We start from the raw sequence: 21,193 nt of genomic DNA, 5'->3' as shown, positions 1-21,193 counted from the left end.
AAGAGGAATTATTCGCTGGCAATTGCTTTCAATCTGCGATACTCCCCGGCTGCCCAACGCTCAATGTCATTCTTATACCATTTGCTAAAACGGCTTTCGCTCGCTCCACCCGGCAGATTTGTCCAGGCCTCGTCGGTGCCTAGCTCCGCAACGAAGTGGTAGCTAGGTGCAAAGCTTGACTCGCGTGTCGCAGTTTGCATCAAGTGACCTTGGAACGGAGTCGCCTGACAACCGGGCATCGGCATACGGTCGGTGTGGAACCCTAACATGCGACCCACGCGGCTCTTCTCGAAGTAGCGATTGGCAAAGTGAAAGGAATTCACTTCGCCCCAGGGATGAGCTTCTTCCGCACTGGCCGCTTCTGCAGCGCAACGGATTAACTCGTGCTTGTCTCGACCGTCCCACCAGAGAGAATCCTGCCGTTTGAGCAGGCCGTCAATCGCGGTTAGGACCATCGATGAGTATCCAATGCGCGTTGCCAAATAAAACATCCGTCGCCAGCCGATGCCTGTCTCATGGCCGAAGATTTCTAGCAGGACATGGCGGTACAAATGCTGAAACCGCGTGGCAGCTGTACTCTCAGGCGTGTAGCGCAGGTCCCAATTGACTAACGATTCTTTCAGATTTCCTTCAGGCACGTGCGGCAAGAGTACAGGCAGCAGATCTCGCGCCTGCAAACTAAGAATGTCGTACTGCAACGCTTGCATGTCCTCGACCGTGACGGCACGATTCTCATGGAGCACTTCCACAATACGCCGCTTGCGATAATCGGCTAGGCGATGCGTATTGATGTGCCACTCGCCGGCACGGTTGAGATCTTCGTTCGCGCTGACCACGTAACCTTCGGGCGGATCGAAGAGGCTCGGCAGGTGGTCACTCGGCTGAATGCCACGCCAGTGGTTCTCTGCGTTCCAGGCCGGAACAGGTACCACGCCGGTATGTCTGGCGGCGCGTTGGGGGAGCCAACCGCTGGCTTGACGTCCGATGTGCCCCTGTTTGTCAGCAAGCACCCACACCAGCGACGGGTGGGGATTCTCCTTCACGACTTCCATCGCTTCGCGGGTGCTCTCGGAATGAATTACGTCCAGCCAACAACCGATCGACTTGCCGGCCCCCTCGGCACTGCCAATCCAACTTGCCGAAAGATACTTGCCTGGCTCGCCGCCTGTGAGATCGCGACCGAGCGTGCCTTGGTCGTTCTCAAAGACTTGGTAGTGGAGCGTCTCGTCCCCTTTGCGATGAATCGGCTCATCGCGCACTCGGAAGTCGTGCCACTGGTCGTCGCCCGCGGCGTCAGTGCGCCGGTACTGCCATATTTCGCTTGGATCAGTCTTATCGGGATGGCTCTCCTCGGATTCTCCATGAGACCCAATCAAGGAATCCTCTCCCCCTTTCGCCTTCCCCCTTCCGTCTTTGCGCCGACAGTCCTCGATGAAAAAGTCGCTCGTGTCCGCGTGCAAATACGTGACGCCCCACGCAAGTTTCTCCGTGCGCCCCACAGCCATCAGCGGGCAGCCAGGCAGTGTCGCACCCATGGCGTACTGTGCTGTGCCCTCTTTCTCGTTGCCCCAATGGAGTGCAACCTCGTACCAGATGGCCGGCAAGCGATTGATCTCCAGGTGGGGGTCAGAAGCCAATAGGGCATGGTCGGTCGCGCTGCGGCGCGGACTCACGGCCCAGGCATTGCTGCCTGCGAGGCGAGGGAGATCGACAAGCATTTCCAGCGCGTCGTCAGAGAGCCGTCGCTCCATGTTCACTTCTTTGAGAACCTCTAAGTCAACATCATCTAGGTACGGACCGAACAGCTCGCGTAGGAGTTCCGGCTTGACGCCCGTTTGGACAAGATCCACGAGCAGCCGCTCGTTCTCCTGCTCTCCGACGGCTAACCCGGCGAAACTCAGTAGGTTGCCAATCAGTAGCACGGAACTAGGGTTCCAAGGCCGAGGGTGAAAACCCGTAACCAGCATCGGCAGCGAACGGCTGGCGTCCTGTAGGGCATCGTTGACTCCTTCGCAGTACCAATCCAACTGCTGGCGGATGTCGGGACGCAGCAAGTCCGCGTCCGACTCAATTCCCAGGTGCAAACCGGCTCGACGAAAAAAGCGGTCCGTCTCGACAAGTTCCGGCTTGTCCGCAATGCGTTCGGCCGCTTGGCCACTGGCAATGGTGCGTGAAAAGAAAATCTGCGTCGGTCGATCCGTGGCATGCAAGAAACCTAGTGCGTAAATCGCCTCTTGCCACGTGGGGGCCGTTACGTGCGGCGTGCCGTGTTCGTCGCGAACGGCGGTGAACTCGCACTTGGCGGCTTTTGTCGAAATCGGTTCCATTTATCACAGTAACGAGTTAGCCGCCGACCTTTGTCGACGCGGAGGTGAGATGCTGATTCAGGCTTGTTATTTGTGCTATGTTAACCGAACTAACCTGAAGCCCGAAGCCCGAGGTCGGAAGTCTTTACCTCCCGTCAACCTCGCGGCGAGCAAGCTCGACGGCTAACGTTCCATTCCTAACGTCCCATTCATGTCACTAAAACGCCAAGAACTAATCGCTGGTCTCACTATGACCGGGCCGTGGGTACTTGGCCTACTAACACTCACCCTTTACCCATTTGCTGCTTCGCTGTGGTGGAGCTTTTGTGAGTACGACCTACTGGGCCAGCCACGTTGGGTAGGTGGTAGCAACTATGCCCGGCTTGCGAGGGACATCTCCACCGGCGGCCAATTCTGGCAAGCGTTGGGCAATACCGCTTACTATGCAGTCGCTAGTGTTCTGCTGTCGGTCCTCGTCGGAGTCTCGCTGGCCACCTTGCTCTCCCAGACTATTCGCGGGCGCACGCTGATGCGGACGCTCTGCTTTCTGCCGGCGGTCGTGCCCACAGTCGCGGCTGCCGTGCTGTGGATGTGGCTGCTCGATCCGCAAGCGGGCCTCGTGAACAAGGCGCTCACCACGCTCGAGCTGCCTGCCCAGAATTGGTTCCGCGGCACGAGTGCCGCCGCTTGGCCCACGAGCTGGCCTACCGACGCAGGCGGGCGTGTGTTCGGTTCCAAAGATGGCTTGGTGTTGATGAGCGTGTGGGGCATCGGCAATTTGCTGGTCATCTATCTAGCAGCGATCGGTGACGTGCCTCGCGCGTTGTACGAAGCGGCAGAGATCGACGGCGCAAGCCCGTGGCGCAAGTTCTTGCACGTTACGCTTCCCATGCTCACGCCGGTCATCTTCTTCAACGTGGTCATGGGACTTATTCAATCTGTGCAAGCCTTCACGGATGTGTACCTCGTGAGCGATGGTCAAGGCGACCCGGCAGGGGCCACGATGACGGTGTCGCTCTACCTATTTCTCACCGCATTCAAAGACCTCGACATGGGCTACGCGTCAGCGATGGCGTGGCTGCTGTTTGTGATCGTGGCGATGGCCACGTGGTGGTTGTTCCGCACCTCGCGAAAGTGGGTGCATCAATGAAGAAATGGTCAGTAGACAGTCGGCAATCAGCAGAAATGTGCCACCAAGTTTGCTCGAAGGCAGTTGTGAAGTCCTCAGACTTCAGGCTTCGGGCTTCAGGTCTAGCAATGTCAACTGTCGAGCCTCGAAGTCCGAAGCCTGAGGCCCGAGGTCGCCTTGCCCTGCTGTTCACGCTCTCATTGCTGCTGTTCGGTTGTCAGCCGGTCAGCGAAACTGCATCTCAACCTGAGGAAGTCATCTTCTGGCACTTCTGGGGCGGGGAAGATCGGCCCATCGTCGAGCAGATCGTTGTCGACTTCAACGCGTCGCAGCAACAGTACCGCGTGCGTGCGATTGCTATGCCGGGGAATAACCTCGACTTGAAGTTTTTCTTGAGCGTAGCCGGCGGCGATCCGCCCGATTTGCTGAATCACGACGAGCCTGTAATTGCCGACTGGGCGCATCGCGATGTGCTGCTACCGCTCGGTGAAATGGCCACGCCCGAGGAACTTGACCGCCTCAACGATTGGCTCTTCCCGGCCGCCAAGCAACTGGGCAGCTACGACGGAAAACTGTACGCACTGGCCAACGGGCTCGACATTCGCGCCTTGTATTGCAACCAGACAATGCTCGAAGAACACAGCCTGCCGCTTCCACGTACGATTGCGGATCTCGACCGGATCGCCGAGACGATTGCTCCACCGGGGCAACAGGAATACCAGCGCATGGGTTTCTTACCCAATCCCGACCGACTGTGGGCATGGGGCGTGGTATTTGGCGGCACGTTTTGGAATCCCGCAGCTTCTGAAACGAGAAGCATGATCACCGCGGACGACCCCAAGAACGTCGCAGCACTAGAGTGGATGGCCGGCTACAGCCAACGCTACGGACCGAGCGTGGTATCATCCTTCCGCTCCGGCGAACAGGCGCTCACCGGCACGTCATTCCTAATGCTCGCCGACCGGCGCTACGCCGTCATGATGGACGGCCAATGGAGGCTCCGTGACCTCGCCGCCGCCCGCGACACCGGCGCTGGCGGCTTAGCAGTCCAAGGGGAAGAGGACACCCCCCAAGACAAGTTCACCGTCGTCCCGCTCCCCCCACCACCCGGCGGCGTTAAAAACGCCGGCTGGGTCAACGGCAACTCCTTCATCGTGCCCAAGAATTCGAAGTGCCCGCAAGGCGCCTGGGAGTTTATGAAGTTTTGGTCTGGTCTGGATAATGAAGCACGGGCCGCGCAGGCGTGTGCCGATGGCGGTTGGATCCCCGTTTCGCATGAAGTGGTCAACCAGCCCGCCTATCAGCAGGCACTGCGCGACGAACCGCTACTTAACGTATTTGTCGAACTTGCCAGCAGTGAAAACCAGCATCCTACCCCGCCCTTGCCGGTAGCCGCTTACTATTTGCAGCAAGTGAAACGGGCGGCTCAAAACGTGATGTTTCGTGAGGGAACGGCTACGCCGGAGGCGGTGTTGCATGGTGCGGCTGAGCGGGTTCGACTGCGGCTTGAGGAGGTGCTTCATGAAGAGTAACGCGATGAATGACAACCATGAAACCTCCAGCAACATCGCGGGCAAGGTGCTCGTCGTGCTCGCAACGGCGCTGTTTGCAATACCGTTGGTGTGGATGGTTCTCACGTCACTAAAAACGCCTGAGCAAATAGCCAATGCACCGTATTCCTGGTGGCCTAGCCCGCTACGTTGGGAGAATTATCGCGAAGCCGTCAGCGCGATGCCGTTCTTGCGGTACCTCGTGAACACGCTCGTGCTATGTCTGGGCAGCGTCGCGGGCACACTATTTTCCTGCACGCTGGCCGCCTACGCCTTCGCCAGGCTTCGCTTCCCGGGACGCAACCTGTTGTTTGCCGTGCTGATCGCCACAATGCTGCTGCCTTGGCAGGTGACGATGGCTCCGCGATTCCTGCTCATTCGTGAGTTGGGGCTCTACGACAGCTTGGGCGCACTCATCGCGCCGACCTTCTTAGGGAACGCCTTCTACATTTTTCTACTGCGGCAGTTCTTCTTAACCATCCCGCAAGACATGATCGAAGCGGCCCGCATGGACGGCGCAAGCGAGTTAGGCATCCTCTGGCGCATCGCCCTACCCTTGGCCCGTCCGGCACTGGCAACTGTTGCACTGCTGCAATTTGTCGCCGCCTGGAACAACTACGGCGGGCCCCTGCTGTACCTGAACGATCCGCAGCACTTCCCGCTTGCCTATGGCTTGGAGCGCTTCGTGAGCTCGCACTCCACACAAACGCATCTGCTCATGGCGGCAGCAGTGCTGTTCACTTTGCCGATTGTGGCGGCGTTTTTCCTGGCGCAACGGTTGTTCTTGCGAGGGATTGCGACTACGGGGCTGAAGGGATAGAGTCACGCCAAGTAAAAAACCATCGAAGAAGCCATTGCGATTTAGCCTGCGAAGTACGCTAGCAGTCTTTACATTAGCATGCTGCCTAATCGCGTTGACAGTCTCTTTGGTACTCGCAGGATATTACTACATACCCATCGCATTCGCTGGCGCAGTAGTTGGTACCGTCTACGGCGCACTATTAAGGCGACCAGAGAACAACCGCTCGATAAGATCATTTCTTGTAGCGTCGGCATTCACGCTTGTGACCTACCTAGTGCTTGAGTGGCAGTCACCAGATAAGGTACTTGCCGTGAATCGAGGCTGGCAGCCAACACTACTGACGGAGATCGTGGGATTTGCGATGGTCGTGCTTTTCCCAGCGGTTGCGTGCGCCCAGGTTACTGAGTTCATCCGGAAAATCATTGAGAAAACAATTGCTCGCCGCAGACCAAGAACGCCAAACGCTGAAATTGATTAACACCGGAAGTCAAAGCCAGCTCGCATAAACACCGGAGCCATGAATACAGCCGGCACGGTTCTTACGAACCGCCCGGCTGAGTTGTCTATCTCATTAAAGCAACGTCCTGGGAACGTTATCATTTCTTGCGATGGCGAATCTTCGCTCGCATGCGCCGTTTCTTGCGACCTTGTTTACGGCGACCTTTTCCTGATTTTTTTGTTCCCAAGGGAAATGCTCCAAAAGTTGAGTTGTTAAGTCATGCACGCTTGTCGTGCGTCATTCGACCTATCAAAAAGGGTGAATACGGATTGAGCAATACGGCAAACCAACCGCATCGCGAACGCGGGCAAACTGGTTTTTCCTGATGGCCCCACTCGGTAGCACTTCGCCACTGGACGTCGCGGCCATCTGGAAAGTCAGGCTTGCCCCAACAAAACTGCGGCCAAACTGATATTTCCTGGTGGCACCGGAAAACGAAACGCCACTCTCAGACGCTACCGCCAACAGGAAATTCAGGCTTGGCTCATTAATTGAGTGGGCGATACAGGGCTCGAACCTGTGACCCCCAGCTTGTCGAGCTGGTGCTCTAGCCAACTGAGCTAATCGCCCTCGCTTCTGCCGAGGGATCCGTTAAGATTCCTCCAGCAGACCCGCCAGTATACCCCCTCTTCGCGGTAGCTGGTAGTGCTAGCAGCCGGGAAATTGCCCCTTAAAGTCCTCCTCATGAACCCATAAATCTCTGGAGATAGCAGCTAAACGGGATTGAAACGTTTCAATCATTGGGGTCTATTGCCGAAATGCCGTTGCGAGCTACAGGTCGGTTCTCTCCCCCCGTGCACATGGTTGTGCCAAAGCTCCTAATGAAGGCACGCGACAGCAAATTTTTTTGGGCGATTGTTACGATGAGACGCCAATTACTCGCTTATGGCGAGCTGCTTTGTTTTCTAGCAGCATGGACGGCCGGACTGCTTGCTACCGTGGGTAGCAACGACAGTGCTGCGCCGGAAGATGCTCGCAGCGCGGCGGTGTCGCCTGCCGCGGTATCACCTGCCGATCCGGCAGGCGAAATTTCCTACGAGTAATCCACTCACCGCTTTGCTGTCATCGGTCGGCTGCTATAAGCTTCAACCCCAGGCTCGCGCCACGGATTGAATGCCGAAAAGCCCTACGACTCTGCTGAAGCTTCCTTAGTAGTGCCCTCAGTCTGGGGCTCGTCTTCGACGGCCACATCATCACGCTGGTCGCTCTGCTGCCTCTTACGCAGGTAGAGCTTGATGGGCACTTCCTCGAAGTGCAGCTGATCGCGGACTGCGCCGAGCAAGTAGCGCTGGTACGGTCGCGGGATGGCTGCCGGCTCGTTGCAGAACAGCACAATCGTGGGCGGCTGGATACCAACCTGCGTACCGTAGTAAATCTTCGGGCGACGATTCTGGTACATCGGCGGTGGATTACGGCTCACGGCATCACGCAGTAGGCGGTTCAACTGCCCCGTGGGCACACGGAGCCGCGACTGCTTGAACAAGTTTTGGGAGTGGTTGAGCAGTGCCTTCACATTTTTGCCGGTCTCACCAGTGATAAAGGCAATAGGCGCGTAGCGCATGGTGCGGAAAGTGTCGTACAGGTAACGAACCCACTTTTCCGTCGGCATGGAACCCACCATCAGGTCCCACTTGTTGACTACGAAGATGCAGGGCTTGTATTCTTTACTGATGTAGTCGCACAGCTGCTTGTCAACCTTGCTCACGCGCTGGGTGGGATCAAGGAACAACAACACCACATCGGCCCGGCGGACACTGCGTTCGGCGCGATGGGCTCCGTAGAAGTCGATCGACGCGCCGCGGCTTGCCTTGCGACGCAGCCCGGGTGTGTCGATCGCCACGAATGCTTTGCCATCGAGTTCGAATCGCACATCGACGCTGTCACGCGTAGTGCCGGGAATTTCGCTCACGATCATGCGCTTCGTCTGCGTAAGCGTATTCACAAACGTGCTCTTGCCCACATTGCGACGGCCTACGATGGCCACTTTCATTTCAGGCTCGTCGCCGGCGTGCTCCTCGTCGGCCTCTTCGGCAGGCAGGCGATCGACAATCAAATTAAGCAGCACACCTCGATTGCGATTCTCCTTGGTGCTCACGGGCACAATCTTGCCACGACCCAGCCGGTAGAAGTCGGCTGCGAGATCGTCGTGCTTCTCCGCATCTGCCTTATTGGCAAGGCAGAGCACAGGGACGTCGAGGTTCCGTAGTCGGCTACCCACCTCCTCGTCGAGCGTCGTGAGTCCCTCTTTCACGTCCACCACGAACAGGATGATGTCGGCCGAGTGGACGGCGGTGTTGATTTGGTCTTCAATGTGCTGGGTGAGGTCATCCTCGTCCACGATACCCATGCCGCCAGTATCGATCATCTCAAAGAACCGATCATCATGCTCCATTAGGTAGGACACCCGGTCGCGCGTCACTCCAGGACGATCTTCCACAATGGCCACACGTATTCCCGCAAGCCAGTTAAACAGGCTGCTTTTGCCCACATTAGGGCGACCGACGATAACTACTTTGGGGACAGCCATGGGGGAATCCGGACACTTCTTTGAAACTCAAGGGACAGCTGCAAGCTCAAGGTTAGAACTTTAGCAAGCTCTGGACAGAGCTAAGACCAGCTCCGGGGGGTACTCCATCATAGTCACCCGGACCACAAGGAGGGAAGCCAAAGGAGGAATTCGCCGGCACGCTTGCTCGACTGGCCCGGGCCAGGAGCTTAAACTCTGTGGGTTATGCATGAAAACTCATCCCCGGACCCGATGCTAGACTCGATGCCAGACTCAATGAACGTGAAACGAGCCCTAGAGCAGCAATTAGCCTCCCTAGCGGCCGCAGGCGTTGGTCAATTGCCGCACGTCGAGTACGTGCCCGATCCAGCCGCTCGCGGCTTAGCGGCACCCAAGGAAACGGTTGCCCCAACTCCTGCTCCAACTCCTGCTAAGCCGCAAGCGGCGAAACCGCAGGCGTTACCGTCAACGCAATCGGTTCCGATTGCACCCTCCGGAGTCGCGATTTCGAGGGCGACAACTTTGCCAGTACTCGCCGAGGAGGTCGCTGCTTGCACGTTATGTGGCGACTTGGCCACCACTCGCACGCAAACCGTATTCGGGGTTGGCAACCCGGCTGCCCGCCTGTGCCTGCTGGGCGAAGCACCCGGTGCCGATGAGGATGCCCAGGGCGAGCCGTTCGTCGGACGTTCGGGACAATTACTCACGAAAATACTCTCCGCCTGCGGCCTAGAGCGTGAGGATGTTTACATTCTTAACATTCTGAAATGCCGCCCGCCGGGTAATCGGAATCCAGCGCCGCAAGAATCCGAGAACTGCCGACAATTCCTCATTCGACAGTTGCAGCTGATCGAACCTGAATTCATCTGCTGCCTCGGCGCGGTTGCTGCTCAGAATCTCTTAGAAACTACCACCTCAATTGGCCGCCTGCGGGGGCAGCTACACGACTATCGTGGAATCAAGGTGCTGTGTACTTATCACCCGGCATATCTACTGAGGAACCCTGGCGCGAAGAAAGACTGCTGGGAAGACATGCAGCTGCTAATGCGAGAGATGGGCACGCCGGTGGAGTAACTCAGGTGGGACCATCAAATCCGGGGGGCTTCAGCGCCCCGGGCCAGAAGAGTCGGAGTGCTCAAGGAGCATTCCCCTGCAAGCTCGGACCTGAAGCATCGACCTCTCCCCACGACTTTGCCGTCATTGCCAGCTGTATTGCGGCAGCCTGGGTGGAGATTGCCGGTCGTAACGATCCTGATTTGGGCATTTCCGTAACTCTGCCTCCAAGGGGCGCAAAAGTGTTTCCAGCGGGCTGTGGGCTTGATAGAGTCGATCTTGACGATGACTTTTTGCAACATGGAATGTTTGACATGTTGGCAGCGAAGGGCCGACGTTGACACCGCGTAGCGGACGTACTTACGCGGTTGTGAATCTGCGGTGGCTAGGGCAGGCCATCGAATTGAGAACTAAACACAAGCCGGAATCAACAAAAACCGGCAACCCTCAGGTAGCAATTTTAGCCGCTATGATTTACCCAAATTCGCCACGCTCCGATGAAGTCGATCACTTATTGCGAAACGCGCAACTCCGTGATGCACTCGAACCACTCTTCGACGAATCAATCGGCCGCGTGAACGCAGGTGTGATGAGTACCACCAGCGAGAACGAGTTTCTTGAGTCGATGCTGGAATGGGAACGAGCACCAATCTTGCCAATCAGTGATTGGTTCGAACCGAAGCTAAAGCTCCCCCATCCGGATGATCTCGAAGACCAGTCGCTTCGTCAGGTGCTGTATCGCACAATTGGTCAGCTCTATGAGAAGCACGTAGTGCTCGACTTTACCGACCACCTGACCGATCGTCAGCTATACTGCTTGGTCTATCGCGACATTCTTCCCTCGCCAGAGAAGATGCTGCAACGCAGAAACAACTATCTACACTGGGACTGTGCGAACACTGGCGGCGACCCCGAGGTGTGGCTCACCTACTACGCAAGTAGTGAAGAACGCCAAGTCTGGGCGGACGAGATGGACGAGCTGCCGCCTGAAATGCTCGACCCGCCCTACCCTCGCGAGTTACCGCGAGCGCCGATGTAAGCTTGGCCATCCTGGCTGAGTTCCTTGTAGGGTACTGCCGAGTTGAGCGAGGCATACCGAGCCCTCGTGCACGGTACGCCTCGCTCCACTCGGCGATACCCTACGATCTACTGCAAGCACCAAGGTCGGAGGCACTTATCTACAGCAACTCCGGCCAAATGCTGTCGCTCACCAGTAGCCCCTCTCTTGTGAGCCGCACGGCGTTCCCATCGTCGGCTAGCAATCCCAGTTCGATGAACTTCGCCAATTCCACTCCGGCCACTTCATCGAGAGACCGGCCGGTGGCTGCTAGGTAGTTTTCGCGATTGATGCCTTCATTTCGACGCAAACCCAGGACGATTCGCTCCCGGTTACGTTGCACTTCGTCCAAGACTTCTCGTTCGGCAACGGGTGATTCGCCGGCAAGCACGCGTTTCAAGTAGGCCGTCGTGCTGCGGTGGTTCGTCTCACGAGCGCCGTCCACGTAACGGGCAGCGCCTGGACCGGCGGCGTAGTATTCTTTCGCTGCCCAATAAACCTGGTTGTGGCGACTGCGGAATCCGGGCCGCGCGAAGTTCGACACTTCATACTGTAGGATGCCCTCCGCTGCGAGCCGGTCGATTGACCACAGATACATCTCTCGCTGGCTCTCCTCCTCGACTTCCGAGAGATCCCCCCGCAACCGTCGATTCCAAAACGTCGTGCCCTGTTCGTAAGTCAGTCCGTAAACGGACAAGTGGTTGGGAGCGAAAGAAAGTGCCGCTTCGACGTCCGCTTGCCACTGGACTAATGTTTCGCCCGGAGCCGCGAAAATGAGATCAATCGAAACGCCGATGCCTGCTTCTTCAAGTTGAGCGATCACACGCCGGACATCCTCTGCCGTGTGATCCCGTTCGAGCTTCGCCAGCTTCCCATTGTTGAGCGACTGCACGCCAAGGCTCACGCGATTGACACCTTGCTGAGCGAGCACCTCAATGCGTTCCACATCCAAATCGCCCGGGTTGGCTTCAACGGTCCACTCGTAGCCGTCGGCCAGTGGATGCCAGCGCTTGGCCAGTTCACACAGCTGCTCTAACTGCGCCGCAGGCAGGTGCGTAGGCGTTCCGCCGCCGAAATAGAGCGTATCGACTTCCCGTGGCGATTCCAGGCTTTGCAGTTCCAACTCAACTGCGCGCAGGAAATCCCCCACCAAGTCGTCCCGACCAGCGACGACCGTGAAATTGCAATAGCCGCAATGATGACGGCAGAAGGGAATATGCAGGTAAGCGGCGCGGGGCCAAGAGCTAGGTTGCGCCATGAGTTAGCAGTTCCGCATGAATCGGCATTTGCAGCAGCAGGAACTCGCGCCGACCAGCCGGCTTGAGCCGGGGAACTATAAGCACCTACTTGCCTTTTTTCTTCGCGGAGGCGAGCCCCTTAGCAAGAATGGAGGTCGCATCAGCAGCATCCATTTTCGCCAGCAACAGAAACATCTCCGAGAGTACCCGCTTGGTTTCAGCGACGGTAATCGAAGTCCCTTTGGTATCAGCTTTGCGGGAAACTTCGTTGTAAAACTGATTGAGGTTCATCCGTGGTGTCTCCGAGGAATACGCATTGAAGGAAGATAGAAACCTAGTTGTCATGAGCCTAGTGGAGCGAAGGAGATTCGAACTCCCGACCTCTGCATTGCGAACGCAGCGCTCTCCCAACTGAGCTACCGCCCCAAGCGGTTAAAGCGAATTATAAGCCCTGCATGGAGAGTGTCTACCACAGGGAGAGTAGCTCGGCCATCCTGGCTGAGTAGACGGAAGTCTGTAGGGTATCGCAAACACCAAACAAGCCAGAGGCACCGAGCTACTAGCCAGCGCTAGGAGACCAACTGCTCCGCTTCGCCCGAGGTGTTGATCTCGATTTCTCCGGTATCTTCCAAGCGCCGCACTACGTCGACGATTTCCTGCTGCTTCGATTCCACAGCCGAGAGTTTCACCGCCCCCATGAACTCCATCTCTTCGCGTAACATGTCGGCTGCCCGCTGCGACATGTTCTTGAAGACCTTCTCTCGCAGCTCCACGCTGGCCGACTTGAGTGCGAGCGACCATTGCGAGTTCTCGATGTGTTTGAGCACCGTTTGAATCTCTTTGTCGCCGAATTTGCCAATGTCTTCGAAGATGAACATGAGACGGCGAATCTCTTCGACCAAATCAGGGTCTTCCTGGGACATGCTCTCGAGGATCGCCTTCTCGGTCGATCGATCACTCACGTTAAGAATTTCAGCCACAGCGTCGACGCCACCGGCGTTTTCGAAGCTTTGACTCATGACGCTCGACATGCGGCGCTCAAGCCCCTTCTCAACTTCGGCAATAATGTCCGGGTTGGTCTGCTGCATATTAGCAATGCGCTGCACGACCGCGAGTTGACGCTCCGGTTCCAACCCGGCGAGGATTAGCGAGCTGGTTGCCGGCGGCAAATGGGAGAGGATCAACGCAATGGTTTGCGGATGCTCGTCGATGATATACGTAAGAATGTTCTGGTTATCGACCGTCCGCAGAAACGAAAACGGCACGGCCTCAATCGATTGCCGCACATTATCAATTGCCGCACTAGCGTTCTGGCCCAGCGCTTTCGTCATCAGCGAGCGAGCACGATCCATGCCGCCGGAGTCGGAGCCCATCGCCGGGTTCGAATCGGCAAAAGTGCGAATCACCTGCTCTTGCTCCACACCCGACACGTTCTTCAGTCGGGCGATTTCGATCGAAACGTCCTCGACTTGCTTGGGCTCCAGGCGCGCCATGATCGCCGCAGCTTCCTCATCGGGAAGCGTCGTCAGTAGAATCGCAGCGCGGTGGAGATCGGACATGGTGGACGACATCGGCGGACAGCAGAGCGACTGCGCAGGGACTCTCCCGCGCAGCCTGACCCCAAGCATCTACCTTGAATATCGGATCGCGCGAGTGGGAGAATGAAGGGGACTTTGCCGATAAGGCAGAGTTTCCGACGTACTCGCAGACCCGAGTGCTAGCATCGCCGCAGCTCATTCGACCTTCAGCTGCCACACGCCCCATTGGCCGTCGCACTCATCCACTTCGATGATGAGCTCTGTAGGCGGCTCTAGCGAGCGCTGTGCGAGCGATTCGAGCAATCGCCCGCCAATCCACTTGGCCAGCAGCTCTGCCGTGGTATTGGCCATCGGGAGCAGTACACAATCACCTTCAGGGAACACCCAACGACGCTCGCCATGCTTGGCGGTGACCTCGCCAGCCTCCTGACTGACAGAAATCGTTGCGTGCTCGGTCGGGAGCAGCATACGATGGTCGAGACCATCGACGATCCGCTGCAAGGAATCCCGTAGTGCAATGAAGTCGATCACATAATGATTCTCATCCAGCGGCCCAGCAACTTCCGCCCGTACGTGATAGTTATGCCCGTGCAGCGGCTCGCAAGTATCACCGTCGTAGGTGATGAAGTGCGCAGCAGAGAACACGAGGCGTTCTTTCTCGATCTTCACGCGGTAAGTTTCGCTCATAGAATCTCTCGTGTATCTCAACTGCTTTGTCAGCTAATAGTATCGCACGGGTAGTATCGCAGAGGGAATCCGATTCGACCATCGCGGAGCAAAACGAACAATGCCGCTGCTACTAGGTCGGCAGTGGTGCCCGGGCTAAGCCGATGACCGTCACTACGCAGATAGAAGTCGAAGTCTGCGATGGCTCCCTCGAAAGCCTCTTTGTCCTGTCCCTGCCTCTCGAGGACAGCAGCAGCGCGGGAGCCTACTTCTTGGGCAACCGATAGTCCGCACTTGCGCGCGATGAGGCTGTCGGGCTCGCGACTGAGCAGTTCCAAGTAGCCACGGACGATTGCGCCGCTGAAGGGTTCGCCTGAGTTTTCGAATGTCTCAATTCGATCTGCCAGCCAGTGAACGTCCGCGAAACCATTGGTGTACTGCTTCGCGACCAAATCTCGATCCGCCGCCAATTGCATGGAATTTATAAGCGACAACCCCGCCGGTGGTTCAGCGCGGACGTCCGCTGCGTCGACTTTGCCAAGTCCGCCCGGTTTAGCGAGGCGTATTGCCTCGTAGACGCGTTTGGTGTCCTCGGCCGAAAGCGAGGCAAGTATATCGGCCAACCTCTCGTCTGGTTGTTGGGCCGCTAGCGGGGCGAGTAACAGTAAGATTCCGAGGTTGGTATTCGTGCCGACCGCCGACCGAGTCGCTTGGACACCGGCAAGCACAGTTGCCCCCACGCCCTGCTCTCTCGCCCGCTCAAGAGCAGGACCGATAACCGTCGCACTCGTGAGAAAGTCAACATAGGTGAGGTCCTCGAAATCGGCCCCACGATACACGTTGCCCGGCTTGGCGGCGGTCGCCTCCCAGATGCACGCAAGCGTTGCACACTGGCCTATCGTCAGGGGTGGTTCGAACTTGGAGTCAGCCACGGATGGCACTGATGCCACGGATAGTTAGACGATCCGCGTCCCTTTCGTATCTTCACGATGATCGAAGTGGACCGCTGGCTCTTTCGGCTCAGCGGTTAGAAACCGCTCCATGCGAGCAATCACTTGCTCGGTAGCATCTTCCACGACCCAATGCCCGGCGTCGGAGATTCTTAGTACTGTTGAGTCCGGCCAGATCTCAACGAACTTGTCCAGACACTCCGTCGTGAAACACCAATCCTGCTCGCCCCAGACGAGTAATTTCGGGAGCTCGCCGAGCGACGGCAAACCGGCTTCGATGTCCGCCAACGTTTGCCACGTGGGATGACTTGCCGAAAGAGGAATGTCCTTCACAAACTGGTAGACGGCGGCCCGTCGCTCCCAGTTGTGGTACGGAGCGAGGTAGCCTGTTTTGACTTGTTCCGTGAGCGGCCCTCGATTGACCGTCATCGTGAGTGCCGCGCGCGAGAATGCATTGAATCCCTGCAGCATCAACTTCCCCACCACCGGCCAGCGGCAAACACGAATTCGCCACGGGATATACCACGGAGGGAAGGCGCCCGTGTTGAGCAACACAAGCCGCTCGAATCGTTCCTTCAGTTTCAACACCGCCCCCAGCCCAATCGCTCCGCCCCAATCTTGTGCTATCAATGTCACATTTTGAAGATCGAGGGACTCAATCAGGCCAGACAGATTCTCAATATGATCGGCCAGGCTCTGCGGCTCCGGCTGCAAATCGCTGAGCCCACAACCAAGGTGGTCGACCGCTACGCAGCGGTAACGATCACTAAACTTGCCGATCAACTCACGCCAGTGGAACGACCACGTGGGATTGCCGTGCACGAAGAGCAGGGTAGGGGGGGCATCGGAAGTCTCGCCCGAGCCGGGACCCTCATCCAAATAGTGTAACCGACCTTGCGGTGTTTCCTGCCAATGGGACGTAAAGGGGTAGAGATCGCCCAATTCACCGCGAATTCGGATGGCGTCAGCACTTTGTAAATTTCGGTTGGGCAAGGGGCAAGGACTCGGAAAAGTGGAAAGGTGCTGATTCTCACACAGTGTCGCGGAGGTGGCGGAGTTCGGGGAGATACCCCACCAATCAAAATCGAGAAAACACTGCGCTGGCTGCGTCTCTGCGTAGGTCTAAACTGTGAGAACCGTATTGTGTGAATTGTCCGGAGATACGAGGCCCGAATTCAGGTTGATCCCTTTGACTCCGGCTGCCCCGTGGCATACAACATATCTACACGGCCTGCCGGTCGTTGGCGAGGGGTCCCTGCAATGGGGGCCTTACGAACCTGGTCAGGGTGGAAACGCAGCAGCCATAAGTTTGAGCTTCTTTGTGTGGGGGCCTCTCGCCGACGACCGACTTCTAGCGTTGTGTTCTAACTCTCTACCTAGAAAAATCGCAACCCGAAGCGTAAGCGAGGGGAGAAGCTGCTTGGGATCATCTCCCTCGCTTACGCTTCGGGCTTCGAGTGCTGTCGCTACAATAACTAGAGTTCGTTAGCCGCCGAACCTGTTCGGCGCGGGGTTGGAACACCAGCCGCGCGTCGAGCAAGCTCGGCGGCTAACGGCTCTTTGGTCGATCATCTCTTGGGCAATAGATAAATTCGATGAGCGACTCCCCCACAACTGCCGACTCTGCCGCTGCTGCCCAAGCGACTAGTGGCGATTATGTCGTGGTCGCGCGCCGTTATCGCCCGCAGGCGTTTGAGGAACTCATCGGCCAGCAGCATGTGGCCAAGGCGCTCACAGGGGCGATTGCTAGCGATCGCGTGGGGCACGCCTATTTGTTCACGGGTGCTCGGGGGGTTGGTAAGACCTCCGCAGCTCGCATTCTTGCCAAGGCGCTCAATTGCGTCGATGGTCCAGCCGAGGCGCCCTGCAACCAATGCGAAATCTGCACGAGCGTTTCCAGCGGCGACGATGTCGACGTGCTCGAAATCGATGGTGCCAGCAATCGCGGCATCGACGAGATTCGGCAACTGCGGCAAAACGTAGCGGTGCGGCCCAGTCGTGCTCGCTTCAAGATTTACATCATCGACGAAGTCCACATGCTCACGAAAGAAGCGTTCAACGCGCTTCTCAAAACGCTAGAGGAACCGCCCGAGCATGTGAAGTTTATCTTCGCAACCACCGAGCCGAACAAGATTCCGATTACGATCCTCTCACGGTGTCAGCGATACGACTTCGCGGGTATTGAAACTGCATCAATCCAGAACCGCCTCGCCCAAATTGCAGCGGCTGAAGGTGTAGAGGTCGAGGCAGACGCCCTCCAGATCCTCGCCATGCGGGCGGCCGGCTCCATGCGTGATAGCCAATCACTCTTGGAGCAACTCCTTTCGACTGGCAGCCGCCAAATCACCACGACTGATGTCACGGAACTCTTGGGGATCGCCCCTGCAGCCCGTTTGAGCCGTCTGGTCGAGCCGCTCGTTGCCCGCGATGCCTCAACCGCGTTGACCGAACTCGATGCCGCTGTCGATGAGGGTGCTGAGGTAGGGCAGCTTATCGATCAACTGCTCGGCTACTTCCGCGATTGCATGACTCAAGCCGTGGGCTGCGACGAGAGCCAATTGCTGTACGCCCTCCCCGGCCAACGAGAAGAAATCCGCGGTGTTGCTGACCAACTAGGCGTACAGACGCTGCTGGCAATCGCGCAAGTTCTCGACCAAACCGCTGCCCGTCTACGCGTCAGCACCCAGACGCGAACGCTGGCTGAAATGGCCATCGTGCGTATCTGCCACCTGGAAAACCTCGACGAATTGGCCGCCCTAGCTGCCCGCGTTGCTGCCGGAGGTAGTATTGACGTCCAAGTCAGCTCTTCTCAAAGCAATCAGGCGCCAAGTAGCTCAAAAAAAAACGGCGTTAGCACGTTAGCGAGACCAGTCGCAACCACGCCTACGGCAACCAAACCAGCCGCGGGCGAGGTACCTACGAACAACGGCGTTGCTCCCGATCAACGTCCTCCTTCGACCGGTGGTGTCCAGCCCGAGCCAGCTATTGCTGCTCCATCAGCGAGTGTGGCAGCAACGGTTGCTGAAGTGCGGCCCGAAGAGATCATTCCTGAGGTCGCAACAGCTCCGCCGGAGGAGAATCAAGCAACGCAAGCCAAGGTGACTGCCGCAGCAGACTCCTCGCAAGCAACACAACTCGATCCGGCAAGTGTCGAGGCCTTGTGGGCGGAAACTTTGGCTGCGATCCCCGGCATGGCAGCCGATAGTGCTTCCTTTGCGAATCGCATCACGCTGGACTCTCAAGGACGCATCGAGGCCAGTTTTCCCGAGCAGCACGCCTTTCATCGCGATGCTTGCGAACGCCCTGCGAATCGCAACCGTATTGTAGAATCGCTGACACAAGCTGCCGGTCGCCCGGTGAAGCTGACATTCGCCACGCACGACGATCCCAATGCCGTCGCACAGCCAACGGAAAGCAAGGTAGAGCGCCGTCGCCGAGAACAGTCCGACGCCGCTGCTGAGCCCTTCGTGCAAAAGGCAATGGAACTGTTCGAGGGCGACCCCGGTAGAGTTCGATACGTGCCGCCCAAAGGTGACGCGTAAGAGTATTTTGCAAGGGCGCGAAAGGAACTAGAGGTAGGGTGTCGTAAGCTTTAGCGAAACGCACCACTCACGACGGTCCTTTTCGCTGTCGCTCACGGCACCCTACGAACCAACAGTTCACCCAGTAAATCAAGACTAACATGAGAGTCATAAGGAACTACAACGATGCTTAAAGGACTTGGAAACTTAGCGAACTTGCCCGGCATGCTCAAGCAAGCCCAGGAGATGGGCGGCAAGATGCAGCAACTGGGGGAGCAGCTCAAAGAGAAGCGTGTCACGGGCAGTTCTGGTGGCGGTATGGTTGAAGTGGAAGCCAACGGCATTGGCGAAGTTCTGGCCGTGCGGCTCGATCCTTCACTCGTCGAAAAACAAGATCAGGAATTGCTAGAAGATTTGCTACCTGCCGCAATCAACGCAGCCCAGCAAAAGGCCAAGGCTCTGAACGCGGAAATGATGCAGGAACTCACCGGGGGTTTGAACCTACCCGGCTTAGGCGACGCCCTCGGCTCTCTCACGGGCGAAGACCCTCCAGCGGGTTAGTCGCAGCACTGCCGGGAGCCGCTGGCTTTGCGCTTTCTCGACCGATTTTCCACTGCCAGCGAGCGATTCCCACCGCCGGGAAGATGTTTTCCGTAGTCCTCACAGGGCTTTTCGGGGTAGAATTCAGCACGGGCGAAGGGATTGCAAGTTCAATTGGGGCTGTCCTTACGGGCAGTCGCTAGCGGACTTTGGCCTTCGCTGAGTCAGTACCGTCTGTTACAGATTGTGACTGCTCACACCCAGAACCAAACTCGGTACTCTTTCTCAGACGGAACGATATCAGATGCGACTTTCGCTTGGCCAAAGCATGCAGATGTCTCAGAAGCAGGTGCTTGCACCGCGGATGATTCAATCGATGGAGATTCTGCAGCTCCCGATCCTCGCCCTACAAGAGCGGATCGAGCAAGAGATGGAAGACAATCCGGTGCTCGACCAAGTCGAGCCTGCCGGTGAAGAGTACGAGCTTGAAGAGAAAGTTAATCCGGATGCTCCTTCGGATAGCGAGAAGGAACTTGTCGTCGATGAGACGGACAACAACGAGGACGACTTTGAACGGCTCTCGAACATGGTCGAGAACATGCCGGACGTTTATGAAGAGCGCACTGGTCCCTCGCGCGGTGAGATCGAAGCTGAAGGAGATCGCCGCCACGACCAAATGGCGAACATGGTCGCCCGACCGGAATCCTTGCAAGACTACCTGGAGCATCAACTAAGCTGGTACGACCTCGACGAGGAGCATACGCGTTTTTGCGAGAGAATCATCTACAACCTCGACTCCAATGGCTACCTGAAATCGCCACTGGAAGATTTGCTCCCGCCCCAGCCCGTAGAGCTCAATGGCGCTGCCGAAAAGTGGCACGAAGAGCAACTGCAAGTCGCTGAGGAGGCGCTCACTACGGTTCAGCGTCTCGACCCCCCCGGTGTTGGCGCGCGTTCGCTCAAAGAGTGCTTAATGCTGCAACTTACACCTGGCCTGTTATTCTACGAAGAATTGCAAGTTCTTATTGAGAACCATCTCGAAGACCTGGAGAACAATCGCCTGCCGTTGATCGAAAAGAAGACAGGCTACGATATAGAAACAATCCAGGAAGCGTGGGAAGACCTAAAGACGCTCAAGCCTAAGCCGGGTTCTGAGTTCAACGACACGACCGTCGCCGCGGTTACGCCCGACGTGTTCATCGATCGCAAAGAAGGAGGCGGCTACACGGTACGCTTGGAGGATGGCGACCTACCCTCGCTGTACATTAGCCCCACCCACCGCCGCATGTTGCAACAGGCGATCACTGCGAAAGACAAGCAAACGTGCGATTACATTAAGAAAAAAATCATGGCGGCTCAGTGGATCATTGAAGCCATCGAGCAGCGCCGCAGTACGCTCACCAAGGTGTCGCAAGCGATTGTTGACCACCAGACGAAATTTCTCGACGATGGCCCTGAGCACATCGAGCCACTCAAGATGCAGCAAATCGCCGACAAAGTCGGTGTGCATGTCACCACGGTTAGCCGCGCAGTCGACGACAAGTGGATGCAAACTCACCGCGGCATCTTTCCTTTGAAGCGATTCTTCGTCGGTGGCACCACCGGCGCCGATGGCGAAGAGGTCGCCTGGGACAAGGTTCGCCTACAACTGCAAGAAATCATCGACAACGAGAACAAGACCAAGCCGTTCAGCGACGATGCCCTGGTGAAAGAACTCGCCAAAGAGGGCATCACCGTTGCCCGCCGCACAGTAACCAAGTACCGCAAGGCGATGAGCATCCCCAGTAGTCGGCAGCGCAAGGACTGGTCGAAGACTGAGAAGTAGGGTTCAGGAACTA

General features: G+C 57.3%; 18 protein-coding genes, 2 tRNA genes and 1 other RNA gene. 11 read left to right on the top strand and 10 right to left on the bottom strand.

Features of this window, described 5'->3' with window-relative positions; genetic code table 11:
* Nucleotides 1-8 precede the first annotated feature (8 nt).
* Nucleotides 9-2,327, bottom strand: coding sequence for a penicillin acylase family protein (locus HG15A2_RS04780; RefSeq protein WP_145058352.1), 2,319 nt, complete (start codon nt 2,325-2,327; stop codon nt 9-11).
* 190 nt (nt 2,328-2,517) lie between these two features.
* Here HG15A2_RS04780 and HG15A2_RS04775 point away from each other — a divergent pair, with 190 nt between their 5' ends.
* From HG15A2_RS04775 to HG15A2_RS04760, 4 genes are all read left to right on the top strand, one after another.
* Complete coding sequence (locus HG15A2_RS04775) at nt 2,518-3,456, top strand: carbohydrate ABC transporter permease (protein WP_246117882.1); 939 nt, start codon at nt 2,518-2,520, stop codon at nt 3,454-3,456.
* Between the two features lie 107 nt (nt 3,457-3,563).
* The gene (locus HG15A2_RS04770; protein ID WP_218932330.1) at nt 3,564-4,967 is read left to right on the top strand and encodes an extracellular solute-binding protein; all 1,404 of its coding nucleotides are present in this window, start codon (nt 3,564-3,566) and stop codon (nt 4,965-4,967) included.
* Between the two features lie 4 nt (nt 4,968-4,971).
* A complete protein-coding gene (locus HG15A2_RS04765) occupies nt 4,972-5,805 on the top strand; it encodes a carbohydrate ABC transporter permease (RefSeq protein ID WP_145063925.1) in 834 nt (277 codons plus the stop codon).
* Nucleotides 5,806-5,899: 94 nt separating this feature from the next.
* Nucleotides 5,900-6,265 carry a hypothetical protein gene (locus tag HG15A2_RS04760; RefSeq protein WP_145058348.1) on the top strand — a complete coding sequence of 122 codons (366 nt, stop codon included), beginning with the start codon at nt 5,900-5,902 and terminating at the stop codon, nt 6,263-6,265.
* Between the two features lie 517 nt (nt 6,266-6,782).
* Here HG15A2_RS04760 and HG15A2_RS04755 read toward each other — a convergent pair.
* Nucleotides 6,783-6,856: transfer RNA gene (locus tag HG15A2_RS04755), tRNA-Val, on the bottom strand.
* Nucleotides 6,857-7,149: 293 nt separating this feature from the next.
* On the opposite strand from HG15A2_RS04755, the gene HG15A2_RS04750 reads away from it, so the two are divergent.
* Nucleotides 7,150-7,329, top strand: coding sequence for a hypothetical protein (locus tag HG15A2_RS04750; RefSeq protein WP_145058346.1), 180 nt, complete (start codon nt 7,150-7,152; stop codon nt 7,327-7,329).
* Between the two features lie 83 nt (nt 7,330-7,412).
* Here the strand turns inward: HG15A2_RS04750 and der are convergent, their stop codons facing one another.
* A complete protein-coding gene (der, locus tag HG15A2_RS04745) occupies nt 7,413-8,813 on the bottom strand; it encodes a ribosome biogenesis GTPase Der (protein ID WP_145058344.1) in 1,401 nt (466 codons plus the stop codon).
* Nucleotides 8,814-9,056: 243 nt separating this feature from the next.
* On the opposite strand from der, the gene HG15A2_RS04740 reads away from it, so the two are divergent.
* A complete protein-coding gene (locus HG15A2_RS04740; RefSeq protein ID WP_246117881.1) occupies nt 9,057-9,866 on the top strand; it encodes a uracil-DNA glycosylase in 810 nt (269 codons plus the stop codon).
* A 448-nt stretch (nt 9,867-10,314) separates the two neighbouring features.
* Nucleotides 10,315-10,884: a hypothetical protein gene (locus HG15A2_RS04735; RefSeq protein WP_218932328.1), complete on the top strand. Its 570-nt coding sequence runs from the start codon at nt 10,315-10,317 to the stop codon at nt 10,882-10,884.
* Between the two features lie 139 nt (nt 10,885-11,023).
* On the opposite strand, the gene hemW is transcribed toward HG15A2_RS04735, so the two are convergent.
* The 7 genes from hemW to HG15A2_RS04700 all read right to left on the bottom strand — a co-directional run bounded on the left by hemW (nt 11,024) and on the right by HG15A2_RS04700 (nt 16,287).
* On the bottom strand, nt 11,024-12,160 hold the full coding sequence (hemW, locus tag HG15A2_RS04730) for a radical SAM family heme chaperone HemW (RefSeq protein WP_145058342.1): 1,137 nt from the start codon (nt 12,158-12,160) through the stop codon (nt 11,024-11,026).
* 85 nt (nt 12,161-12,245) lie between these two features.
* Nucleotides 12,246-12,431, bottom strand: a complete 186-nt coding sequence (locus tag HG15A2_RS04725; RefSeq protein WP_145058340.1) for a hypothetical protein — start codon at nt 12,429-12,431, stop codon at nt 12,246-12,248.
* A gap of 62 nt (nt 12,432-12,493) precedes the next feature.
* Nucleotides 12,494-12,566 (bottom strand) — tRNA-Ala (locus tag HG15A2_RS04720).
* Nucleotides 12,567-12,709: 143 nt separating this feature from the next.
* The gene (fliG, locus tag HG15A2_RS04715) at nt 12,710-13,699 is read right to left on the bottom strand and encodes a flagellar motor switch protein FliG (protein ID WP_145058338.1); all 990 of its coding nucleotides are present in this window, start codon (nt 13,697-13,699) and stop codon (nt 12,710-12,712) included.
* 174 nt (nt 13,700-13,873) lie between these two features.
* On the bottom strand, nt 13,874-14,365 hold the full coding sequence (locus tag HG15A2_RS04710) for a 6-pyruvoyl trahydropterin synthase family protein (RefSeq protein ID WP_145058337.1): 492 nt from the start codon (nt 14,363-14,365) through the stop codon (nt 13,874-13,876).
* A 29-nt stretch (nt 14,366-14,394) separates the two neighbouring features.
* Complete coding sequence (locus HG15A2_RS04705) at nt 14,395-15,276, bottom strand: triphosphoribosyl-dephospho-CoA synthase (protein WP_218932326.1); 882 nt, start codon at nt 15,274-15,276, stop codon at nt 14,395-14,397.
* Between the two features lie 24 nt (nt 15,277-15,300).
* The gene (locus HG15A2_RS04700; RefSeq protein WP_246117880.1) at nt 15,301-16,287 is read right to left on the bottom strand and encodes an alpha/beta fold hydrolase; all 987 of its coding nucleotides are present in this window, start codon (nt 16,285-16,287) and stop codon (nt 15,301-15,303) included.
* A gap of 252 nt (nt 16,288-16,539) precedes the next feature.
* Between HG15A2_RS04700 and ffs the strand changes: the two genes are divergently transcribed.
* The 4 genes from ffs (at nt 16,540) to rpoN (ending at nt 21,180) form a co-directional block, all read left to right on the top strand.
* An RNA gene (ffs, locus tag HG15A2_RS04695) (signal recognition particle sRNA small type) lies at nt 16,540-16,634 on the top strand.
* Between the two features lie 255 nt (nt 16,635-16,889).
* Nucleotides 16,890-18,836 (top strand): DNA polymerase III subunit gamma/tau, encoded by a 1,947-nt coding sequence (dnaX, locus tag HG15A2_RS04690; RefSeq protein ID WP_145058335.1) that lies wholly within the window; start codon nt 16,890-16,892, stop codon nt 18,834-18,836.
* 165 nt (nt 18,837-19,001) lie between these two features.
* Nucleotides 19,002-19,376, top strand: coding sequence for a YbaB/EbfC family nucleoid-associated protein (locus HG15A2_RS04685; RefSeq protein ID WP_145058333.1), 375 nt, complete (start codon nt 19,002-19,004; stop codon nt 19,374-19,376).
* Nucleotides 19,377-19,659: 283 nt separating this feature from the next.
* On the top strand, nt 19,660-21,180 hold the full coding sequence (rpoN, locus tag HG15A2_RS04680) for an RNA polymerase factor sigma-54 (protein WP_145058331.1): 1,521 nt from the start codon (nt 19,660-19,662) through the stop codon (nt 21,178-21,180).
* The last annotated feature ends 13 nt before the right edge of the window (nt 21,181-21,193 follow it).

This window comes from Adhaeretor mobilis (assembly GCF_007741515.1).
In the GTDB taxonomy this organism is placed as follows: domain Bacteria; phylum Planctomycetota; class Planctomycetia; order Pirellulales; family Lacipirellulaceae; genus Adhaeretor; species Adhaeretor mobilis.
The sequence above is the reverse complement of the archived record's forward strand: the minus strand, read 5'-3'. Positions and strand labels throughout refer to the sequence as shown.